Annotated in this window: 11 protein-coding genes and 1 pseudogene; 10 read left to right on the plus strand and 2 right to left on the minus strand. The window is 46.4% G+C overall.

What is annotated here, in order from left to right:
- Positions 1–21 precede the first annotated feature (21 nt).
- From RQP50_RS14155 to RQP50_RS14195, 9 genes and pseudogenes are all read left to right on the plus strand, one after another.
- A pseudogene (locus RQP50_RS14155) lies at positions 22–12,084 on the plus strand (SDR family NAD(P)-dependent oxidoreductase); the annotation flags it as partial.
- Between the two features lie 262 nt (positions 12,085–12,346).
- A complete protein-coding gene (locus tag RQP50_RS14160; RefSeq protein WP_315745803.1) occupies positions 12,347–13,606 on the plus strand; it encodes a hydroxymethylglutaryl-CoA synthase family protein in 1,260 nt (419 codons plus the stop codon).
- Positions 13,606–14,370, plus strand: coding sequence for an enoyl-CoA hydratase/isomerase (locus RQP50_RS14165; protein WP_315745804.1), 765 nt, complete (start codon positions 13,606–13,608; stop codon positions 14,368–14,370). The genes RQP50_RS14160 and RQP50_RS14165 overlap by 1 nt, the downstream gene beginning before the upstream one ends.
- Positions 14,371–14,538: 168 nt before the next feature.
- On the plus strand, positions 14,539–15,297 hold the full coding sequence (locus tag RQP50_RS14170; protein ID WP_142542838.1) for a metallophosphoesterase: 759 nt from the start codon (positions 14,539–14,541) through the stop codon (positions 15,295–15,297).
- A gap of 54 nt (positions 15,298–15,351) precedes the next feature.
- Positions 15,352–16,116, plus strand: a complete 765-nt coding sequence (locus RQP50_RS14175; RefSeq protein ID WP_315745805.1) for a 4'-phosphopantetheinyl transferase family protein — start codon at positions 15,352–15,354, stop codon at positions 16,114–16,116.
- 380 nt (positions 16,117–16,496) lie between these two features.
- Positions 16,497–17,291 carry a thymidylate synthase gene (gene thyA, locus RQP50_RS14180; RefSeq protein WP_021253882.1) on the plus strand — a complete coding sequence of 265 codons (795 nt, stop codon included), beginning with the start codon at positions 16,497–16,499 and terminating at the stop codon, positions 17,289–17,291.
- Between the two features lie 85 nt (positions 17,292–17,376).
- A complete protein-coding gene (locus tag RQP50_RS14185) occupies positions 17,377–17,862 on the plus strand; it encodes a dihydrofolate reductase (RefSeq protein ID WP_072728429.1) in 486 nt (161 codons plus the stop codon).
- 219 nt (positions 17,863–18,081) lie between these two features.
- Positions 18,082–19,569, plus strand: coding sequence for a glutamate synthase subunit beta (locus tag RQP50_RS14190; protein ID WP_021253880.1), 1,488 nt, complete (start codon positions 18,082–18,084; stop codon positions 19,567–19,569).
- Between the two features lie 102 nt (positions 19,570–19,671).
- Complete coding sequence (locus RQP50_RS14195; protein WP_072728430.1) at positions 19,672–21,972, plus strand: type IA DNA topoisomerase; 2,301 nt, start codon at positions 19,672–19,674, stop codon at positions 21,970–21,972.
- 129 nt (positions 21,973–22,101) lie between these two features.
- On the opposite strand, the gene RQP50_RS14200 is transcribed toward RQP50_RS14195, so the two are convergent.
- On the minus strand, positions 22,102–22,860 hold the full coding sequence (locus RQP50_RS14200) for an HAD family hydrolase (protein WP_227774464.1): 759 nt from the start codon (positions 22,858–22,860) through the stop codon (positions 22,102–22,104).
- Positions 22,861–22,944: 84 nt separating this feature from the next.
- Positions 22,945–23,868 (minus strand): ArsR/SmtB family transcription factor, encoded by a 924-nt coding sequence (locus RQP50_RS14205; RefSeq protein ID WP_072728432.1) that lies wholly within the window; start codon positions 23,866–23,868, stop codon positions 22,945–22,947.
- A 123-nt stretch (positions 23,869–23,991) separates the two neighbouring features.
- Between RQP50_RS14205 and RQP50_RS14210 the strand changes: the two genes are divergently transcribed.
- The gene (locus tag RQP50_RS14210) at positions 23,992–25,173 is read left to right on the plus strand and encodes an MFS transporter (protein WP_021253876.1); all 1,182 of its coding nucleotides are present in this window, start codon (positions 23,992–23,994) and stop codon (positions 25,171–25,173) included.
- Positions 25,174–25,252 lie beyond the last annotated feature (79 nt).

Consider the following 25,252-nt stretch of genomic DNA (forward strand, 5'->3'; position numbering starts at 1 on the left):
TCTATCAATTTTAGCTCAATGATGACCCATGATAACATCATCGTTAAAAGTCATCAGGTGCATGGTGTCCGGATCATGCCTGGTGTTACTTTCCTTGATATCATTTGCAGGGGGTTGCAAACACAAGGATTTTTACTCGATCAAGTGGTATTGCGCAACTTAGTATTCTTAAAACCCATTGCCACAGATGAGGAATATGATCAGGAGATTCAAATAGCCATTGAAAAAAATGAAACCACCGGGAATCATGGCATAATTACCGGGAAAAGTCGGAAAGTGAAAAACGGACAGATTTTAGGCCCAGAGTGGGACATTAATCTGCAAGGGGAACTCCATATTCATTCGGAACAGTTATCCCAGCAGATTGACATTCCTTTATTGAAAAGCCATGCACATCGGGTATCAAACATGGAGGAAGCTTACGCCGATGAGCGTAAAGTCAATATTGTGCATCATGATTTTATGAAAATACAAGGGAAGGTGTACCACGGTGACGGTTATTGTCTGGCGGAACTTCACTTAAGTGAAACGGCTCAGCCATATCTGAATTATTTTTATTACCATCCAGCGTTTCTGGACTCTGCCACCATCGTCCCGAGTTTCTTATTCTTTAAGGATAAACCCTCCTCCTCGGGGGAAGAACGTCCTGAACTCAAGCCGTTTATTCCTATGTTTATTGAATCATTTTGGTCCGGAGGAAATTTGGCGGGGAAATGTTACGTGTATATCCGGGAACAGCAGACGGATTTTGTACCCGGCCGGGATGTGATTTACGCTGATATTGAGCTTTATAATGAATCCGGCCAACGGGTGGCGGTTTTAAAAAAAATGACGTACAAGGAGATCCGCTCCAAAGCAGCAATTACGAAACTTCAGACAACGACCGAAACCACCAAATCCCACCATCGACCCGTTACGGAAAGTAACAAGACCCAGGGATTGCTAGAGCGAGTGGAAGGCTCCCTGAAGGAACCGGGTGGGGTCGGGCAAGCGGAGATTGAACAGGATTTACAGCGGATGGCCGCTGGTTTACTCGGGAAACTGCCGGAAAGCATCCGGGTGGAAGTTCCCTTTTACGAACAGGGGTTGGATTCCAATCATTTGCTGCAATTAGTCCGGGAATTGGAAGCCCGGCTGGGGCGGCAGTTATATCCAACTCTATTATTCGAGTATACCAATATCCGGGAACTGGCAGCTTTTCTAGTCAAAGAAAACTTGGGAGTTTCCAAGCCGCCAATCACAATGGCGCCATCCGCAACTACTGTTCCGGGGGACGTAGGGATCGAATCCCTCTCTCCGGCAACCGATTCTGTGTCCTTCGAGGAAATCGAACAGGATTTGCAGCGGATGGTGGCTGTGTTCATTAACAAAGCACCGGAGACCATCCGGGTGGATGTCCCTTTCTACGAACAGGGGCTGGATTCCAATCATTTATTGCAATTGGTTCGAGAATTGGAAGCCCGGCTAGGGCAGCAGTTATATCCAACCCTGTTATTCGAGTACACCAATATCCGGGAGCTCACAGCATACCTGTTGAAGGAATATGGGTATGCCTTTCCCGGAAGCAGAAGTGGTAAATCGCCCAAACAGAATCTGGAAGAGAAATCTACGGTGCTGTTTGCAGCTCCAATGTGGGAGGCATCTCCGTGCAATGTTACTGGGCTTTACCCGCCCGGCAACAATCTGCTGATTTTTGATACGGGTCATCATTTCCAAAGCATGCTGAAAGAACGCTTCGGGAATGATGGTTCTACCCGCATCACGTTGGTCAAACCGGGTACCCATTTTCAAGTCGCCGGGGATGAATCTTTTGAAATCAACCCTCATCAGCCAGGCGACTATTTGCACTTGATTCAAGCCCTGAAAGAACAGGGGACATGGCCCCGGAAAATGATTTACTTTTGGGCTAGTGCCCCTTATGAATCGTGCTCGGAGATGATTACCGCCCAGATGGAGCAGGGGTTATTCTCCCTCTTTTATCTCCACCGGGCAATGTTGGAAGAGAAAATCAAAGACAAGATAACCATCATGGTCGTTTCCCAAAGCACCACGGGGCCAACTTCGCCCCTATTTGGTGCTATTGGTGGTTTTGCTAAATCAGCCTTTCTCGAAAACCCGATTTTCAATGTACAACTGGTAGAGTTCATCCATTCATCCCACGGCACCGTGAAAGCAGAGCAGATGGCGGATGCCATCCGGCGGGAGTGCCAGACGGAAAGCAGTGGGGTGGAAGAAATACAATACCGTGGCGGGGAACGGTGGGTGAAGCGTCTTCAGGAAAAGAAATCAGAGCACGAAGTGTTAGTTCCTGTGAAAAAAGGCGGAGTCTATCTGATTACCGGAGGCATGGGGGGATTAGGCCAGATTTTTGCCGAATATCTCACCCAAAGAGAACAGGTTCGATTGGTGCTTACTGGCCGCTCCGTCTTGAATGAGGAACAACAACAGCAGCTACGTGAGTTGGGAGACGGCGGATCGCAAGTCCACTATATTCCGGCGGATATCTCCCAGCGACCGGCGGTGGATGACCTGATTGTGGAAATAAAGGCACTATTCCATGAGATCCACGGTGTAATTCATTGCGCAGGAGTAACCCGGGACGCGATGATTCTCAAAAAGACCCTTTCGGAGATGGAAGTCGTTTTGGCTCCTAAGGTTTACGGAACGGTGCATCTGGATGAGGCATTGGCCGTAGAACCGCTGGACTTTTTTGTGATGTTCTCCTCCACAGCGGCCCTCTTCGGGAATGTTGGACAATCCGATTATGCGTATGCCAATAGTTTTATGGATCATTACGCGCACTGGCGGGAAGCGCTACGAACCGCTGGCCAACGATCTGGAAAAACGTACGCCATTAACTGGCCGTTGTGGGAACAAGGCGGAATGAGGGTTGATGAATCATCCCGCCGCTGGATTCAGTCCCAATCGGGAATGATTCCTTTACGTAACCCCGAGGGTATACGAGCCTTTGAACAAATATTTTCCCTTCCCGATCCCCAAGTAATGGTTGTAGGGGGGGACACGGAAAAAATCAGGCAGGTCTTCCTGCAAAGCCACTCCAAAAACGAAGATCTCGTCAATATGCCCGCAACAGCGGTTGAGCAGGATCAGCGGGATTATGTAATGAGGAAGTGCGGGTTGGAATCCTTGGAGCCTGTTGAGATTCCCTCCCAAGATGCCGAGAAACCCATTGCTATTATCGGTTTGAGCGGACGTTATCCAATGGCTCCTGATATCGATACTTTCTGGGAAAATCTAAAATCGGGAAAGGATTGCATTACAGAGATTCCTAAAGAACGCTGGGATTATCGCAGGTATTACGATGCAGAACCGGGCAAGGAAGGAAAAACGTACAGCAAGTGGGGCGGTTTTATCGATCAGGTGGATTGCTTCGATCCCTTGTTCTTTAATATTTCACCCCGGGAAGCCGAGTACATGGATCCCCAAGAACGGCTGTTTTTGGAAGTAGTATGGCAAACCCTTGAGGATGCAGGATATACCAAGACCAGCCTCCGGAAGCGCAAAGTGGGTTTATTTGTAGGCGTCATGTGGAGTGAATATCAGTTACTCGGCATGGAAAGATCGGAGGAGATGATAGCGCCCATGCAGGCTCATGCCTCCATTGCCAACCGCGTCTCATACTTCTTTGATTTCTGTGGGCCGAGTATTGCTTTGGATACCATGTGTTCTTCCGCACTCACCGCGATTCATCTGGCTTGCGACAGTATCCGCAAAGGCGAAAGCGAAGTGGCCATAGCTGGTGGAGTGAATCTATCCATTCATCCTAACAAATATCTGAATTTAAGCCGGTTACGGTTTACTTCCAGTGACGGTAGATGCCGCAGTTTCGGGGAAGGCGGCGACGGCTATGTACCGGGTGAAGGAGTAGGGGCTGTATTATTAAAGCCATTACGGAAGGCCATGGCGGATGGTGATCAGATTTACGCTGTGATTAGAGGAAGTGCCTTAAATCATGGCGGAACATCCAGTGGTTATACCGTTCCAAGTCCTATCTCACAAGCTAATGTAATCAGTGAAGCATTACGCAGAGCTCAGGTGGATCCCCGCACCATTAGTTATATCGAAGCTCACGGAACAGGAACCTCCCTGGGAGATCCCATTGAGATTACCGGTTTAACCAAAGCATTTCAAGAGTATTCCGACATTGATAGGGATTCAAGGACACAAAACCAATACTGTGCCATTGGTTCTGCCAAGTCCAATATCGGACATCTGGAATCGGCGGCGGGTATTGCCGGACTGACCAAAGTAATCTTACAGATGAAGCATCGACAATTGGTTCCGTCCCTTCATTCCGGTACGATGAATGCCAAAATCCATTTTCAGCAGTCGCCTTTTTATATTCAACATGAATTAACCCCTTGGAAGAACCCGGTCATCGTTGAAAACGGAAACTCAAAGCAATACCCGCTCCGAGCGGGGATTAGCTCATTCGGGGCAGGGGGTTCGAATGCCCACATCATATTGGAAGAGTTTACGGGGCCCACTAGAACCTCCACCGCGCAGATGCACCGACAAATCTTTGTATTCTCCGCCAAAAATAAAGAACGACTGGTCGCCTATGCCGAGGAAATGGTCAAGTATTTACAGGGCTCGGATCGAATCGGTGCCCCGGTGGATATGGCTTATACCCTGCAAGTAGGGCGGGAAGCTATGGAAGAGCGACTAGCGGTGGTTGCCACGACATTAGAAGAGCTCACTCGCGAGTTACAGAACTTTTGTGCGGGAAAGGCTACTATTCAACATATTCATCGGGGAAATTGCGGCGCCGCAGCGTTGAAAACTCATACTTCGGTTGGTTCAACGGAGGATTTATGGAATAACGGTGAATTGGAGAAGTTGGCACGGCTTTGGGTTTCAGGTGCCGACATAGAGTGGGAAAGGCTCCACACTGGTCCAAAACCTCCTAGAATTTCGTTGCCGACGTATCCATTCACTCGGGAACGGTACTGGCTTCCAGAAACCGCGAACCGGTCAAACCGCAATGGCGGCCTTACCGGACTGCATCCAGTGTTGGATTATAACAACTCAACTTTCAAGGAACAGAGTTTCGTTAAAATATTTACGGGGAACGAGTTTTACCTAAAGGAACATATTATTGGCGCAGACAAAGTGTTGCCTGGTGTTATCTATCTGGAAATGGCAAGAGCTGCTGGAAAATTAGCCAATTCCGGTAGCCCGGTCAGAAAGCTGAAAGACATTATCTGGGCGGCTCCGGTGGTGATGGGGTCAAGCTCTCGTGAGGTGGCGATCTACCTCTACCCGAATGACATGTTGGCGGATTACGAAGTCGTTTCTTATGGATTGGATCAGCAGAAAATCATCCACGCACAGGGTAGAATCAGCTATCAGGACGATAGCAATAAAGATCTTGTGAATATGGATATCGAAGGCATCAAACGTCGCTGTACCCGTCATCAAAGCCGCCGGGAATGCTACCGGGAGTTTAAAAGCCACGGATTTCAATATGGCCCCTCTTTCCAAACCATCCGGGAGATTTGGGGAACGGAAACGGAAGCCTTATCGTATCTTGAATTGCCAGATGAACTGGCTGGGAGCCTGGCAGAGTTTGACTGGCACCCTTCCCTGATGGATGGGGCACTACAGACCGTAAGTGGGTTGATCCGGAAGCAAGACGAGGGGGACGGAGGCTTATATCTGCCTTTCGCCTTGGGAGAATTGGAATTAATCCTCCCATTACCAGCCAAATATTATGCTCATGTCGAAATGGCGCAGGATGCGGCAGAAAAATCCAAAATAATCAAATTCCATATCACCCTAGCTGATGAACAGGGTCGGATTTTGGCTCGGATGCATGATTTTTCTTTAAAAGCCTTTGCTGATAAGCAATCTGGGTTACTCACTGAATCCACTTTACCTATTTACTATAGTACCCAGTGGATGGAGCAGGAAGCAGAATTGGTTACAAACACCGACCTTGGAATGATCGTCGTTTTTGATGATAACGAAGAATTGGCTGAAAGCTTACGTCAAAAAGCGCTGGAAGTTCTAGTTGTCAAACCGGGGAATGGGTATCGAGCCATCGGGAGGAACCGTTTTGAGATAGACCCACAAAACCGGGATGACTACCGTCGGTTATGGGAGGGTTTAACCCAAAGAAACATTATACCGACCCGGATTGTGTACCATTGGACAGGCGAAAGTTTGGGACAGACTCTAACCGCAAGCAACGAACTTCAACGGGGGATTTATGGGTTGATGTATTTGACCCAAGCGATTATTGATCAAAAACAGGCCGAAAGCATTCAATTGCTATACGTGTACAGCGCCGGAACAGCAGGACGTCCTTTGCAGGCGGCGATTGGCGGATTTGCCAAGTCATTGCGGCTGGAGAATCCTAAGTTTATCTATAAACCCATTGAACTGGAAGTTGGTAGAAAGCCATTAAAAAATTGGCGCACACCGCTGGCGGAGATTATTCTATCAGAATTTCAGGCTGGGGATGATCCAACCCAAGTCAGATATGAAGATGGGCTCCGCTATGTGAACCAATTCAAAGAAGTCGCGGTGGATACAGAAATAGTCAGGGATCTGCCGCTGAAGGAACACGGTGTATATCTAATCACCGGTGGCGCGGGTGGTCTGGGATTGATCTTTGCTTCATATTTGGCCGGGAAAGTCAAAGCGAAGCTGGTGCTGACCGGACGGAGCTCCTTGTCCCCGGACAAAGAACAAAAGCTTTATGAACTGGAAGCCCTTGGCGCCCAAGTTATGTATGTGGCCACGGATGTTACCAAGCCTGATGAAGTTGCGGAGTTGATCCGGAGTATTAAAGCTCGTTTTGGGCAATTGAACGGGATTATTCATAGTGCGGGAATACTAAGAGACTCCTTCATTCTTAAGAAATCAAGGGAAGAAATGGAGGAAGTTCTGGGGCCGAAAGTTTTTGGAACCATTAACTTAGATGAAGCGACTATTCAAGAGAAGTTAGACTTCTTTGTGTTATTTTCATCAACTGCCGCAGTACTTGGAAATTTAGGCCAATGTGATTACGCATATGGAAATCATTTCATGGATCATTACGCCCGCTGGCGTTCTGAAAATCAGCGCTCCGGTAAGAGCCTTGCGTTGAACTGGCCATTATGGCGGGAAGGCGGCATGCAGATCGGGGAGGATTTGGTTAGGTTAATGCAACAGACCATGGGGCTGGTTCCACTGGAAACCGGGAGGGGTCTCGAAGCTTTTGAGGTGGGATTAAAGGCTGATGTTACGCAACTCATGATCCTGGAAGGGGATACTGCGAAGATTCGTGCCTGGGGCAAGCCAGAAACCCAGATTTCAAGTTCCTCTCAAGCTATGGTCGAACTTCCGAATCCTGAGGATGCCGGACTGCGGGTCAAAACCGAAGATTTCCTTAAGGAAATCCTGGGCCGGGAGATTAAGCTGTCGGTGGACAAAATTAGTTCCCGGGAGCCTTTGGAGAAATACGGGATCGATTCGGTAATGGTCATGAGTTTAACCCAGGAACTAGAACGGGATTTTGGTGGATTGTCCAAAACTTTGTTTTTTGAATATCAAAACATCAGTGAACTTACCGGCTATTTTTTGAAAAACCACCAGCAGGTACTGGTAGAGAAATTGGGCGGCGGGGTGAAACTCGAACGTAAAGCCCATGTCCAACAAATAACAGAGCCGAGTACCAGAACTATCAAGCGTTCACGATTTGCCAGTAATTCAGGAAAAATCGGGAACCTGGCAGAAGAAGATATCGCCATTATTGGCGTAAGCGGCCGTTACCCGATGGCGGAGAATTTGTCGGAATATTGGGAGAATCTGAAGTCAGGCAGGGATTGCATCACGGAGATACCTCCAGACCGTTGGAACTGGCGAGATTACCAAGCAGGGGAACCTATTAGCAAATGGGGCGGGTTCATACCTGATGTGGATAAATTTGATCCCCTGTTTTTTAATATCTCACCTCGTGAAGCCGCATATCTGGATCCTCAAGAACGCTTGTTTATGGAGACAGTCTGGCATACTCTGGAGGATTCTGGTTATACGCGTGAGCAGTTGTGGAGCAAGAAGATTGGCGTCTTTGCCGGAGTAATGTACGCCCAATATCAGTTATTTGGTGTGGAGGAAACCCTGAAGGGCAATCAAATGGCCCTGAACTCCATTCATGCATCTATCGCCAACCGGGTATCATATTTCTTCAATTTCCATGGCCCAAGTATCTCCTTGGATACGATGTGTTCTTCATCCCTGACGGCGATTCATCTGGCCTGTGAGAGCATCCGGCGTGGGGAGAGCGAACTGGCCATCGCCGGTGGAGTCAACGCCATTATCCATCCGGATAAGTATATCGGATTGAGCCAGGCTAACTTCACTTCCAGTGATGGAAGGTGCAGGGCGTTTGGAGAAGGCGGTGACGGATATGTACCTGGCGAAGGAACCGGCGCAATACTATTAAAACCTTTATCTAAAGCTATTGCGGATGGTGACCAGATTTATGCAGTCATCAAAGGAAGCGCTGTGAATCACGGCGGGAAGACCAACGGTTATACCGTCCCTAATCCTAATGCACAAGGAGAATTAATCGCAGAGGTCTTTAAGAAATCCGGTATCGATCCAAGGACTATCAGTTATATCGAAGCTCATGGAACCGGAACAGCGCTTGGCGACCCCATCGAGATTACAGGATTGAAGAAAGCCTTTGGAGAATATACCAGCGATAAGCAGTATTGTTCGATCGGCTCGGCGAAGTCCAATATCGGCCACTTGGAATCAGCCGCCGGAATCGCAGGAATCACCAAATTGTTACTGCAATTGAAGCATAAACAATTAGTGCCGTCGCTCCACTCTGAAGTTGTAAATCCGAATGTCAATTTCCAAGACTCTCCGTTTTATGTCCAGCGGGAATTGGCACCTTGGGATCAACCGTTGATTAACATCGGCGGGATTACTAGACGATATCCAAGGCGGGCGGGTATTAGCGCCTTTGGAGCAGGAGGATCTAATGCGCATATTATTCTAGAAGAGTATGAGAATCCGATCCATGCGGTGGCTCACGAGACTAAAGAACGATTGTTTATCTTTTCCGCCCGGAATGAAGAGAGGCTGAAAGCACATATCCGCAACATGATAGAATTTTTAGACCGCACCGGGGCGAAGAATACTCTTGTAACCACTGACCAGTTCGACCTGCTGGACAAACTCCGACAAGACCTGCTGCGGATCACCACGGAACTATTACAAATCAGTGAAGCGGAAGTATCTGCTACGGATGAGATCAACGAGTATGGACTGGATCAGATAGGTTTGACCAATCTGGCCGGACGGATGAGTGAAATTTTGAATTTGGAGTTATCCGCCACCCTCTTCTCCGACTACGGGTCATTGGATGGGGTTGCTCAATATTTGGTTGGTACTTATCCGGCTGCACTCCGCCGCCTCTATCACGAACCGGAAGGTCGCGTGCAGCTGGAAACGGGGATCGAGGCATCCATATCCCTAGAAGAAATCGCCTTTACCCTGCAAAGGCGGGAAGTGATGGAAGAGCGTTTGGCAATTATCGCATCGGATATTGATGAATTGCGGGATAAATTAATGGGTTTCCTGGAGGATAAGACTGATATTCCGGGTTTATTTATGAGCATCCCCCAAAGTGAAGGTATTTCCAGGTTTTTAATGGACGGAGAAGAAGGTATGGAGTTTGTGAACCAGTTGTTCCGGAACCGGAAGCTTGCCAAGCTGGCCAGTGTTTGGGTGACGGGAGTGGATTTGGACTGGAAATTATTATATTCCGGTTCCTATCCGCGTCGGATTTCCCTGCCCTTGTATCCATTCAAACGGGAACGGTATTGGCTCGACCGCCGATCGCATGGAAAATTCGGGTTAGTTTCAGGGCGGATTCATCCTTTAATTGATAAGCTTCAGCCCGAATTAAGCCTTTGGTCCGAACTGGTTTATCAAAAAACAGTTCAAAGTTCCGAACCGCTGACAAATCATTATCAAATATTGGGCCGGACACTGTTGCCAGGCATGAGTTGTTTGGAAATGGTATACAGCGCATTTAATCACACCCGGGGAGATAGGAACTTTATTTTAGCGGACGTGAGTTGGCGAAAACCTTGGGTAGAAGGTACGGCGACAGATGTAAGCATCAAGATCACCCATGATAATCAGCGGTTCTTATTCAGGGTCATCAGCAATAATAATGGACATTCCACGGTTCATGCCCAAGGGGAAATACAACAAATTGAAAAAACTTCTGCTATCAGGCAGCGAATATCCCCGGAGGCCGTAAAAGGGCGTTGTACCCGGAAGATGGATCGAGAAACGTTGGTAGAGGAATTGAATCGGACTGGACTTGAACTGGGATCGTATTATCAAATTATTCATGAAGTTTATGCCAATGATTTCGAAGCATTGGGAAGCATCCGCCTGCCCGAGGCGTTTGAAAATGAAATGGAAGCTTATACGCTGCATCCGGCTATGTTGGAAGGCTGCCTGCCAATCATTGCGGCTTTCTTTGGCGGTAGTCCCGTTGCGGGACATCATCCTCTGCTTCCGTTTGCTATCAAGGCGGTGGAAGTTCTGCAGCCGGTAAGGGCTCAAGGTTACGCCTATTTTCAGCTAATAGGGGATAACTGTTTGAATATGGCGATTTTGGATGATTCCGGACAGGTCTGTGTGAAACTGCATAGCCTGGTGGTCAGGGAAATCACGGATCATTTTGAGTTTCACGGCCAAGGAGAAGGGTTCGTCATTTCGCTGGGAACTCCGGCAACGGAGGCTGTGGATGGGGAACGGAAGCCGGTGGATGTTGAGCAACCAGGACAAGCTATCGCCCCCGCGTTACCTGCAACCCGAAGCGAAGATTTGCGGGAAAGTGCCAGAGATTACGTGCAAAGCCTGTTCGCCAAGATATTAAAAATTAGCAACAACGATATCAATTCCCGGGAGAATTTCGATAAATATGGCGTTGATTCCATCGTGGGCATGGAGATTTCCAAACAGCTTGAACGGGATTTCGGGACATTGCCTGTGACCATATTGATTGAGCATCCCACCATCGAAAAATTAAGCGCATATTTAGTAAGTCATTATGGTAACGTCATCGAGGCCCGCGTGAGCATGTGCGCCGGGCCGCAAGATAGCGAGGGAATATTCACAATTCCCGTGAATCTTTCTTCTGGGGATTCTACGGGATTCCAGGCACGCGGATCTGATAGGGAGCTTACATCACAATCAGTCGACCCACAAATTGAAATCATGGCGGTCAGTGAACAACTAGTTACAGAGCACAATAATTACTGGAAACAAATCCGGTCTAGTGATGGAGGAGCGCCGGAGAAGGTGGATTATCTGAAAGAATATCTGAAACTGGTAGGGAAAGAGCGCGGCCAAATCGCTCACATGCGGGTGAAAACCAAAAATTCCGCCCGTATGGAAGTAGTAATGGCCGGAGAAGGGAAACCGGTGCTACTGATTCCAGGATTCGGAATGACTGCTGCCCAATGGACTTATCAGTTGACCGGATTAGCTCAAAATCATCAGGTGATTGTTATCCATGCGCCTGGGGTTGGATTTAGCGAAGATAACGGGGATCTATCCTTCACTGGTTTTTGTAGAACCTATCTAGAAGTTCTCGATGAGCTCGCGATTCAATATCCAATACATGTGATTGGGGCTTCTTGGGGCGGCATGGTTGCACAGACTTTTGCTAGAGAATATCCTGACCGGGTGGCTTCGTTAATCCTAACATGCAGTCTGTGTCAGTTGCACATGACCGATCAAAACGAGCTAAAAGACCGGGTTCGAAAAGATTTCGAGAATATTAATGCTCACCAGTACTACCATTTATTGATGGAAAGCCAGATTACCAACCCGGTAGCCATAAAATATGCAGAGCAATTTCCGGAAGCTGGGTTGTCTACGGTGGGTATCCTGCCCGAAATCTCGGTTCCCACTTTAGTCATCACTGGAAAAGAGGATCTGGGCGTTGATATGAAGGAATCCCAATTGATCCGCACGAGCATTCCGGATTCGCAATATTATGAAATGGAGGGCGCTGGTCATTTTCCGATGCTCACCCATCATCAACAGTATAATCAGAAAGTGCTCGAGTATCTGGCAAGACAGGAATGAAAGTCCTTAATATTTGAAGATATGAACCCCACTGTAGGTATGAAGTAATAGGCACCTAAGGAGGCCGGGAGAAACTATTCCTATTGGATCGACCCAATTAGGAGACTACCGGTCTCCACTTCTTGTAAGGTAGAAAGAAAGATGATGATGAAATCATGAGGAAAAGGAAGAAAAACGGAAGAAACATAGATAGAATAAGGGAGGATTGTTTTTTATGATTTCCGTAGGAATAGAAGCTATAAATGCTTTTGGTGGAATGGCATACCTTGATGTAATGGAACTGGCAAATCATCGGGATTTGGATGCTCCAAGATTCAAGAACTTATTGATGAAGGAAAAAGCGGTGGCATTGCCATATGAAGATCCGGTTACTTGCGCTGTGAATGCAGCAAAACCAATCATTGATTCTTTATCTGAAAGTGAAAAAAACCGGATTGAGCTAGTGATTACCTGTTCGGAATCCGGTATTGATTTTGGAAAATCAATGAGCACCTATATTCACCATTACTTGGGATTAAATCGCAATTGCCGTTTATTCGAGTTGAAGCAAGCCTGCTATTCTGGAACTGCAGGTCTGCAAATGGCGGTAAATTTCATTTTGTCCCAGACTTCTCCTGGAGCAAAAGCATTGGTTATTGCAAGCGACATTTCACGGTTTTTGGTTGCTGAAGGTGGAGATGCACTGACGGAAGACTGGTCCTATGCAGAGCCTAGCGGTGGTGCTGGGGCTGTGGCGGTATTAGTTAGTGAACAGCCCTATGTATTTCAAGTTGATGTAGGTGCAAACGGTTATTATGGCTTTGAGGTTATGGACACATGCCGTCCTATTCCAGATAGTGAAGCCGGCAATACAGATTTGTCTTTGATGTCCTATCTCGATTGTTGTGAACAGACATTTCTGGAATATCAAAAAAAGGTTGCTGGAGTGGATTATAGGAATACTTTTAACTATCTTAGCTTTCATACTCCTTTTGGAGGAATGGTTAAGGGAGCCCATCGCACTATGATGAGAAAAATGGCTAGAGCAAAGCCTGATGAGATTGAAGCAGATTTTGAGATGCGTGTAATGCCAGGAGTAACCTACTGCCAACGGGTAGGCAATATAATGGGGGCTACGGTACTTCTTTCTTTGGCAAGTACAATTGATAAAGGTAATTTTGATACTCCTAAGCGGATTGGATGTTTTTCTTATGGATCCGGATGCTGTTCGGAATTTTATAGTGGAGTTGTTACGAAACAGGGACAGGAACGTTTGCGCCGCTTCAATATAGAAAAAGAACTGAATGAACGCTACCAACTATCCATGGAAGAATATGAACATTTATTGTTGGAGAGTGGAACGGTAAAATTCGGAACTCGAAATGTCAAGCTGGATCTGGGATTGATTCCGGGTGCCCTGGATAAAAGCCGTGGAAAACAGAGGCTTGTGCTAGAGGAAATCCGGGAATTTCATCGTGAGTACAGGTGGATATAATGAACTATCAAACGATAAAAGTCAATTTCCAAAACAAGATATGTTACATCCAGATCTATCGTCCGGATGAGAAAAACACAATAAATGAACTTCTGATAGAAGAGTGTCATGCTGTTCTGGATCAGTGTGAGGAATCTATAAACATTGTAGTGTTGGAAGGCCTACCGGAAGTGTTTTGCTTTGGGGCAGATTTTCAGGACATGTACGCAAAATTGTCAAGCGGTCAGCTGGTCGAACCCAAACCGGAACGCTTGTATGATCTTTGGTTGCGATTTGCCACTGGTCCATACATAACGATTTCACACGTCAGGGGAAAGGTAAATGCCGGGGGGGTTGGGTTTGTTGCTGCCAGTGATATTGTGCTCTCGGATATGACTGCCCAATTCAGCCTGTCTGAATTATTATTCGGAGTTTTCCCAGCAGCAGTCTTGCCTTTTTTAATTAGAAGAGTCGGGATTCGTAAAGCTAATTATCTGACGCTTATGACCCAACCGTATTCAGTGCAACAGGCACTTGAATGTGGGATGGTTGATGCCTGTGATAACGATAGTCAAGCATTGCTTCGAAAGCACCTACTTCGTTTAAGACCGCTGTCTAAAAAAGCGATCTTAAGGTATAAAAGGTATATGGGCAGGCTTGTTGAGACGCTTGAACTGTCCAAACAACTAGCTGTTGAAGCGAATAAAGAAGTGTTTTCTGATCCGCAAAACCTTGAAGGCATTCGCAGGTACGTCGAAAAAGGAATATTTCCTTGGGAGAACTGATTAAGTGACGGAAGTATACGGTTCGCGCTTCAAGTATTTGAACGTTCACCAAGAGCGGCTGTTTACTGCCGTCAATATAGCTATTACCATTCATCGTCTTTAGTAAGATTTATTTATGCTCATCTACTTTTGTTCGTTTGGAATGATACCTTTATAAAGGAGAATACCTTGAGAATATTTGCTATTTCTGACATACATATAGATTTCCCTGAAAATTACAATTGGCTTAAGCAAATATCCTGCGAAGACTATAAAAATGATATTTTGATTCTGGCAGGAGACATTTCTAATCAGATCATACACATAGAGGAGACTTTTACAAGCTTAACTGCAAAGTTTTTAAAAGTTTTTTATGTGCCGGGGAATCATGATTTATGGGTAGTGAAAAATGAATATTCTAATTCCATAGAAAAGCTTAGAGCTATAGAAATAATAGCACAACATACAGGCGTTATTATGGAACCATATAGTATGGAGAACGTTTTGATTGTTCCGCTACTTGGGTGGTACGATTATTCATTTGGTAGCCCTAATCAAGAAATTCTAAGTAATTGGGTAGATTTCATCGCATGCAAATGGCCTTTTGGAAATGATGTAGTCCAAATTACGAAGTATTTCACAGACCGAAATCATATCTCTATGCAGAAGGGCGATAGATTTATCATATCATTTTCTCATTTTCTTCCGAGAATAGACTTAATGCCTTACAATATTCCCACGAGTAAACAATTTCTCTATCCAGTACTCGGAAGTGTGCTGCTTGATAAACAGATACGTGAATTGGGATCTGATTTACATATATATGGACACAGTCATATTAACAGAAAAATATGGAAAGATGGAATTCTTTATATTAATAATGCCTATGGGTATCCTTATGAAAAAAGTTACACGCATAGAAAATTATTGTGTGTGCATGAAATTTAGTAAACATGTGTTTTCATGTAATAATTTTTGCGGGAAGGCATGGGAGTAGACATAATGAATCCGTATATTGGGGAAATAATTGTTGTAGATTCGGATAGTGCACTCTATAAATGTAGTGTTTGTTTTTGTAACTATTCTTATATCGTGGGACATTGTGAAGCGAAATCATTTCTCCATGTTGAGGAGTTAGAGTATTTTAATAAGTTGAAATTTGAAAATAGAATAAAAAGTTACCTGATCGGAAGATATGTAGCTAAGCGAGCTTTTTTACATCAAACTAGCGAAAATAGCTTACAACATGTATATATCAAAAGTGGAGTTTTTGGTCAGCCTGTGTTTGGAAGTCCATTTACGCATAATTTGCAGCTTAGTATAACTCATAGTGGTGATATGGGAGGGGCAATAGTTTTCCCAGAATCATGTCCGATGGGCATAGACATTGAGTGTATTTCAAATGTCTCTCGAAGTGGATTTATATCGCAAATCACTAACTCTGAAAAAAGTTTGGTTTTCAATTCGCAGTCGGAAAATAGAATGAATGAATCTGGCGTTCTTGCAATAATATGGTCTGCAAAAGAGTCTCTTTCAAAAGTATTAAAAACGGGATTAACCGTGCCATTTGAAGTGTTGGAGATAAGTGATATTACAAATGTAGGGGACTATTATATTTGCTATTATAAGAATTTTATCCAATACTATACTCTTTCTACTTGCAAAGATGATTATTTATTGTCAATAACTTATCCTAAGAATCTGAAATTACAAAATATCGAACATGTTATTAAGGGATTTCATGAGTCTGTGGAAAGTGTAAGATGATGTGAATAATAGAATGTCCATGAATCAAGTTTATCATCCATTATTGTAGGCATGTTTATGTCATGAGTTTGTGACAAAAACATGCCTACATTCGTTTCTAGGGACATCATCATATCAACATACCTCAATTTTCCATCAATGATCTGCTACATCTAAACTGTTATATAAAGAAAAATGAATATCTCGAAGAACAGTATTATTACGTGTGTAACAGACATAGCTCAAGGAATATTGCACAATTGAAGGGCAAGCCTTGCCGCTGATGGTCAGGCTTGCCTCTCTTGTCATAATGGAATGGGATACCGATGATTTTTTTACTCTGGAATGGTACACTAGGTAAGATACACTTCAGAACGGTAAGGAAAGAGAGTGAATAGAGAATGAAATCATATTTGGCATTATTGCAGGATATTTTGGATCATGGCGTGAAAAAAGAAGATCGTACAGGCACAGGTACGATTTCCGTATTTGGCCGCCAGCTTCGATTTGACCTAAATGAAGGATTCCCGCTCGTGACGACGAAGCGTCTGCATCTTCGTTCGATCATCCATGAGTTGTTGTGGTTCCTTAGCGGCGATACGAATATCGGCTACTTGAAGGAGAACAAGGTAACGATTTGGGATGAGTGGGCGGACGAGAACGGCAATCTTGGCCCTGTATACGGTTCGCAATGGCGGAACTGGGAAACGAAAGACGGTCGTACGATTGACCAGATTGCGAATGTGATTGAACAAATTAAGACGAATCCGGATTCCCGCCGGTTGCTCGTATCCGCATGGAACGTAGGCGAGGTCGATCAGATGAAGCTGCCTCCATGCCATTATTCCTTCCAATTCTATGTGGCAGATGGCAAGTTGAGCTGCTTGTTGAACATGCGCTCTGTGGATACGTTCCTTGGTTTGCCTTTCAACATTGCAAGCTATGCGCTGTTAACGCATATGGTGGCGCAGCAATGTGATTTGGAAGTAGGCGAGTTCGTCTGGAGCGGTGGAGACGTTCATATATACTCGAATCATCTGGAACAGGTGAATACGCAGTTGCAGCGCGAGCCATTGCCGCTTCCGAAGCTGGTTATTAAGCGCAAGCCAGAATCAATCTTTGATTACCGCTTTGAAGACTTTGAGTTCGAAGGCTACGAATATCATCCAGCAATCAAAGCGCCTGTCGCTGTGTAATCGATGGTTGTTGTGCAATAACGCGCACGAATATTACATTCGACTTCTGTGACTCTGCTAAGAACGATCGAGGGAGGAATTGAAATTGTCGATTACGATGATATGGGCAATGGACGAACAACGGCTTATTGGCAAGGACAATGGAATGCCGTGGCATCTGCCGAATGATATGAAGTTTTTCCGAGAGAATACAAAAGGCAAGACTGTTGTGATGGGACGCAAAACGTATGATTCGCTGAACGGAGCACTGCCGAAACGGCGCAATCTTGTCTTGACGCGCAACCCAGCGTGGCGTACAGATGACGCTGAGGTGATCTCGGACATCACTTCCGTGCTTGAGCTTGCTCAAGATGAAGAAGTGATGATTATTGGCGGAGCCCAAATTTATAATTTGTTTATGCCGTATGCGGACAAGCTGCTTGTTACGCGAATCGCGCAGACATTCGAGGGCGACGAGCATTTCCCAGAATACGATGAGCGTGTATGGGAGCTTGAGTGGGAAGAGTCAGGAATCGTTGATGAGAAGAATGAATACGATCATCTGTTCCAATCTTTTGTACGCAAAAAATAATTGAGATCGTAAATGTGTTGATGTGCTATTGTGTGAAGAAATGCAAATGATTTGTTCATGACTCCATTGGAATATAGGCGTAAATTGAGTAGGATAGGTTGAAAAACATGTCGAAGAGTGCAATGAATGTCTGCATGAAAATCCATGAAACCGCAACAAAAGAATGACCTATCGACCTTACTCATACAAATATACGGATGGACGGATGGAGGAAATCGCATGTCAACACCTACTGGATTTATGGAGTATCGCCGTCAGATTCCGGCTGATCGCGATCCATTGGAACGGCTGAAGGATTGGGAAGAGTTCCATAAGCATTTAAGTGAAGAAGAGCTTCGCACACAAGGCGCCCGCTGTATGGACTGCGGAACCCCATATTGTCATACAGGTATTGAAATGACGGGAGGAACATCAGGCTGTCCTGTGCACAATTTGATTCCAGAATGGAATCAGCTCGTGTATCGAGGGTTATGGCAGGAGGCACTTGAGCGCCTGCATAAGACCAATAACTTCCCTGAGTTTACAGGGCGTGTATGTCCTGCACCATGTGAAGGCTCTTGTACGGTAGGGCTAATTGGACAGCCAGTTACGATTAAGACAATAGAAGAAGCTATCATCGAACGAGGATTTGAAGAGGGCTGGGTGAAGCCCGATCCTCCAGCTCAGCGAACAGGTAAGCATGTGGCTGTTGTAGGATCAGGTCCTGCTGGCCTAGCTTGTGCCGCGCAATTAAATAAAGCCGGCCATTCCGTAACCGTCTTCGAACGTTCAGATCGTCTTGGTGGCCTCCTCACGTATGGGATTCCAACGATGAAGCTGGAGAAGCAAGTTGTAGATCGCCGTATTCAGCTATTGGAGGCGGAAGGCATTCAATTTGTGACGAATACGGAAATCGGCAAGGACATCCCAGCTGATCAGTTAGTTGCCTCTCATGATGCGGTAGTTTTATGCGGAGGCGCAACGAAGCCGCGTGAGTTCCAAATAGAAGGAAGCAATTTGCACGGAATCCACTATGCGATGGATTACTTGAATGGTACGATTAAGAGCTATCTTGACTCCAATCTGGAGGATGGTCAGTATATTAATGCCGAGGGCAAGGATGTGATCGTCATCGGAGGCGGAGATACTGGAACAGATTGCGTTGCAACTGCGCTCCGTCACGGGTGTCGCAGTGTTACACAATTTGGTACGCATGCGAAGGCTCCGCTAGAACGAGATGCAAGTACAAATCCTTGGCCGCAGTTCCCGAACGTCTACACGCTGGACTATGCCCATGAGGAAGCCAAAGCCTTATATGGCAGAGATCCTCGTGAATTCTCCATCATGACAACGAAGTTCGTCGGTGATGAAGATGGACAGGTGAAGGAACTGCATACGGTGCAGATTGAACGGATTGTCGATGAGACTGGACGGAAAATTTATCAGCCGATTCCCGGTACGGAACGCGTATTCCCGGCCCAACTCGTGCTGATTGCGATCGGCTTCGATGGGCCGGAACAGACCATTGCAGGGCAACTCGGACTGGCAACCGATCGTCGGACGAATGTGAAGGCCGACTATGGCAAGTATGCGACGAATGTAGGTAAAGTATTTGCCGCAGGAGATATGCGCCGTGGACAGAGTCTCGTCGTATGGGCGATCAATGAAGGACGAGAGGCTGCAAGAGAAGTCGATCGATATTTGATGGGAACTACACTATTGCCTTAAATGTGAAAGTAGTGAATAATAGAACATAGTAACGTTAGTAAGAAGCTGCGCTTATTCTCACATGCGCGGCTTCTTCTGTTGTGTATGGAAAGAGGTGGTAGGATGAAGACACTTGTCGTGGCTGAGAAGCCTGATATGGGACGCAACATCGCTTCTGTCATCGAGCCAAGGGGTCGTAAGCACCGGACGCATATTGAAGGGGATCACTACATTATTACATGGGCAATCGGCCATTTGCTCGGATTAGCAGAGCCGCAAGCCTATGATGCGAAATATAAACGATGGAACTTCTACGATCTGCCGATTCTACCGAACAGCTTCAAGATTGTGGCGGAACGCCGCACGAAGGATCAGTTGAAAATGATCGGGGAGTTGGCGAAACAATGCGATACAATCGTGAATGCATGCGATGCCGGGCGCGAGGGGCAATATATTTTCGCCCTAATTCAACAGCACTACAAATGGAAACAGCCCGTTAAGCGCTTATGGATATCCGACCTGACAGCAGACACGATTCGCCGAGGATTCGGAGAGATGAAGGGTGCAGAGTATTATGAAGGGCTTACAGCTGCAGCAAGAGCCCGAAGTCAGGCAGATTGGATTATTGGGATGAACGCTTCTCGCGCCTTTACAACGAAGCACAAGGCACTATTGTCGGTTGGACGCGTTCAGACACCAGTCCTTGCGCTTATTTATGACCGGGAGCAGGAGATTGCGGCGTTCCAATCCGAATCCTATTATGAGGTTACAGCTGTATTTCAGCAGGGAGATACAACTTATAAGGGAACTAGACAGGGCGATCGAATTACGGACGAGCAAAAGGCGACTGAGATTGCTGACAAAGTGAGAGGGAAGAGCGGACGAATTGCCGATTACCAGATCAAAGAAGGCAAGGAGTATCCGTACAAGCTTTATGATTTAACACTGCTGCAGCGGGATGCTAACGCGCGTTTCGGATTCTCGGCAAAGAAGACACTGGATATAGCTCAAGCATTATACGAGAAGCACAAGGCGATTACGTACCCGCGGACGAACTCGAACTATGTGACGGAGCAAAATATTGGGGGCATGCATCAGGCGCTCAAGATGCTAATGAGTATGCCGGGTTATGCGGACTTGGCGGCGCAAGCAGAACCGAGTCGGGTTCATAAAAATAACCGCAGCGTGTGCAACCCAGACAAAGTTGAGGATCACCATGCCATTCTGCCAACGACGAAGCGCCCGGGCACCTTATCGCCTGAAGAAGGCAAAATCTACGACTTAATCGTTCGTCGCTTGCTGGCGCACTTCTATCCAATTGCAGAGTATACACTTTATACGGTGTTAACCGAGGTCGAGCAGGAATCATTCAAGACGAGCATGAAGCAATGGCGAATACGGGGCTGGAAGCTCCTATATGATCATGATAAGGAGAAGTCCCGCACTAAGCGCTCGAAAAAGAAAGATGAGGATGAAGGGGATTCTCAATCATCCTCGGATCAAGTAGAGGAACTTAACGATACGGAGCAGTTCAACCTGGACAAGAATCAGCCTGTGCATTGTCGCGAAGCGGAGATGGCTGCCAAGGCAACACAGCCGCCAAAGTCTTATACAGAGGGCACATTGCTGAAGGCAATGGAAAGCGCAGGGAAGCAGCTGGACAATGAAGAGCTGCGTGAAGTAATGAAGGATGCAGGGCTGGGAACCCCTGCGACGCGGGCGGCGACAATTGAACGGCTGAAGCAAGTCGGATATATCTTGATGACTGGCAAACGTCTTACACTCGCAACCAAAGGTAAGACAGCTGTTGAGCTGATTCGCGGGGCAGGGGTACATCTTCTAACCTCACCAGAGATGACAGGGCAATGGGAGAGACGATTAACGCAGATTGCCAGAGGAGAGGCATCGGAAGATGTATTCATGGAAGCTGTGCGCAAGTTCACGCTTCATGTCATTGATTGTGTCGGCAAGCAAAGCCCTGTATCAGCCGAAGTTCTTGCATTGATCGAATCGGACAAGTCATCCAAGGGGAGAGGCAAGCCGCAAACCAGCGCCAAGACATCGAAGAGTTCCAAAGTGAAGGGTTCGGCGACGCAAGCTTCTGGTTCTAGCCGCTCATCAGAAGGAAGCGGACAACATGCAGCACCTGAAACCTTCGGCATATGTCCTCGCGAAGGCTGTGGCGGTACGATAATTGAAGGGCGCAAGGGGTTCGGCTGTTCGAACTATAGGCTAGGCTGCAAGTTCGTTGTGTGGAAAAAGCAGTTGGCTACAGGGAAGACGATATCTCCGGTGATGATGCGCGAGCTATTGGAGAAGGGAAGCACGAAGAAGCTTAGCTTTACCAGAGGAAATGCAACGGTGAAAGGAAGATTGGTTCTAGCCAATCGATCAACTGGGGATTTGAAAGTGGTTGAAGAATAGCGGAACACGAATATTCGTTTCTCCATTAGAAGCATACATGAAGAAGCCATATGCCCGCCCCATAGGGTGGAAACGAGACAGCATGGCTTCTTCATGTTGTGTTCCGAATTGAACTTGGGTCTGCTTGATCTAGCTCAGCTTGGAGGTGAGCAGCCATTCCTCGATAACACGAGGTACGTCAGCAAGCTTCTCTAAAGTGTACAGCGCTCCTTGGGGCTCGATCTCAATGTCAATGACGTTGTAGAGCCACTCATTCGGACGCTTTAAATAAATGACATGAAGTCCAGCTAAGAGGCCGGGTTGTACATCTGTCCGTACGGAGTTGCCGATCATCCATGTATTGGCAGGTGAGAAGCCTTGCTCCTTCACAATCTCTGCTAATGCTTCAGCTGTCTTATGCTGACGAATAAAAATGCGATCTCCGAAGTAGGCGGACAGCTTCATTTGGTCAATCTTGCGCTGCTGGATAACAGGCTCACCGCCTGTATACAGGTACAATTCATGACCTTGATCACGAAGCAGTTCTAGTGTTTCAACCATTCCTGGATAAGGCTCAATTTCCATGTCATACACGCTAAGTCCGAGCTTCCAGAGCTGTTCCTTCTCCTCATCAGAGGAATCTCTGCCTGTCAAGTTGCACAAGTGGTTGTACGTTTCAATGAAGGAACGAGGGAAATGCTCGCTCTGAAACCCGTTTTTCTGTACGCCAGCGATGTCGAACTTAGATTGGACGGACTTGATTTCTTGCGCGCTCATGTTCGATGAGTTGAACCAAGTCGTCATCGTATCCAAAAATTGATGAATGACAATGTCAAAGTATTTGTTGCAATAAATGAGCGTGTCGTCCATGTCGAACAGTATTGTTTGTTTTGGCATTGATGTAGTCAATGTGATTTCCTCCTTGCGCCTTTCAGACATGACAAGCGTGAGGAGGATAGCGATAACCTTCCATTACGCATACTTTGTCAGTCGTTACAATTGTACTTGCACATAATCTTCTAGAAATACGGACAAGTCGGACAACCCTTCCCGACGAAGGGCGATGGATTCCGAATCGCCGTCCCAATAGGTACGTATGTATCCAGCGGATCGAAGAACGGCCAAATGATGCTTCACGGTTCCTTTGGATAATGAGAGATGCTGTTGGATATCAGCGAATGAGCGTGAACCTTGACTAACGAAACGCAGCAGCTGCAGCCGTTCTTGGTCAGCAAGCGCTTGCGTCATGCGAAGCAGGCTGTGAGACGGCACGCAATCATCTTCAGCGGGCTCGTCAACCGCGTACAGGACAAGCAGCTTGTTCTTAAACGTGCACGTATTGTTCATCGGACGATAGTGCCACATTGGAGCAAGAATGCATTCGCGAATATGATTCTTCTCATCACGAATGACGATGCCATTCGTTGCAACTTCGACAACTTCTTCTGGAGTTATTTTGCTCATTAAGAGCCGCTTCTCATCCGCATCTTGCAGCAAAATAGGCTCCCATTGCGGCAAGGTGTGCGAGATGTAATGCTCATACCAGCATTTCAATGCGGGTACATAATATCGTTGGCAATCCTCTCTGGTGAGCGAAATGTCTAGCAGGCCATACTGCTCCTGAACATGCTTCCATTGCTGATCAGTTGTCTGTTCCAGATGCTCGATGTACCCTGTAATATGACTGCCGCCTGTATATTCAAGCGCTATAGCATACAGCATGTCATAATCCGTTAGTGAATAACGCTTCACCTGACGAGCATGCTCCTCCCATTCACTGGGCATCATTTGCTCTGCTTGACGTACCCACGTCATGCCGTTGTCAACATTGCGAATCCATTTGCGGTGTACAAATAGCATGAAGCTTCCAATAAGTTCATATACCGATGAACAGTCGATACGAACATGATAGGTCATGCCTGCGTAGCCTCCTTGGTAATGACAATGAGTGTCTACATTTATTATGAATTGTATTGCATAGCATTGTCTACTATAATTGTGAAATGTTCATTTGATAGAGATAAATGGGGAGGTTTAAGAATGGCATCTTGGCGGAACACGACAGATTCCCCAACTTGGAAATTTATAATTCTGATTATTGTTGTTATGATTACAGGTCTTAGTCAGGGGTTATTGCTGCCCTTACTTACGATCTTCTTGGAGCGGATGGGGGTTCCATCCGATCTGAATGCATTGAATGCTACCGCCCTCTACTTAGGGGTATTCTCCATGATGTTCCTAGTAGAGCGGATACTTATTCGGCTTGGCTATAAGAAAATGCTGCTTGCCGGTATGGTGTCGGTTACGATCGCACTAGCGTTATTTCCGTTCTTCCCGAACATTTGGGTATGGTTCGTTCTGCGAATTGTTGTTGGTCTAGGTGACAGCGCGCTGCATTATGCGACACAGCTGTGGGCCGTGTCAGTCAGTCCAGCGAATCGACGGGGAAGAAACATCTCCCTATATGGGATGGCGTATGGGGTAGGCTTCAGCTTCGGGCCATTAGGCATTAATTTGTTGTCTATCCATGATTCAGCACCGTTCATCGCGATTGTTCTCCTGTTCCTCATTGTTATGGCAATTGTATATGTGAAGCTGCCAAATGAAGAAGCTGCGATGATGAAGGACGGATCGAGACCGGAGAAACGCTATCGCCGTTCCTACCAATGGGCCTGGTTCGCTCTGATGCCAGCATTCCTATACGGTTACATGGAAGCCTCGATGAATAGCAACTTCCCTGTATACGCGCTTCGTCTCGGCATGGAACAGCATTGGATATCGTATTTGCTTCCATTCTTCGGGATCGGGGGACTTATTCTGCAGCTGCCGTTAGGCATGCTTAGCGACCGCATCGACCGCAAAAAAGTATTGATGGCATGCGGTATCTTAGGGGGATTAGGGTTCCTTATCATCCCGTTTGTGGGTACGAACATCTGGGGAATTCTCATTATGTTCATGCTCGTTGGAGGCTTGGTTGGTTCTTTCTTCTCATTAGGACTCGCGTATGCAGCAGACATATTGCCTAAGGAATATTTGCCGTCCGCTAACGTGATTGCATCCATTCACTTCAGCTTAGGGAGCATCATTGGGCCGAATTTAGCGGGCATTGGGATTCAATACGTATCAATTGGGAGCATGTTCTACTTGCTCGGGGCTTGGTATATTGGATTCTCACTACTCGGCTTCATCTTCAGACGGCGCAATAAAACGCTTGCAAGTTAGGGGCTACCTTCCTTACACTAAGAGTACATGTTCGTGAACCGCTGCGCACATATAAATAGTCTCTCGCAGCAAACAAGCA

The sequence above is a fragment of the Paenibacillus suaedae genome, from assembly GCF_032337355.1.
Lineage (GTDB): Bacteria > Bacillota > Bacilli > Paenibacillales > Paenibacillaceae > Paenibacillus_B > Paenibacillus_B suaedae.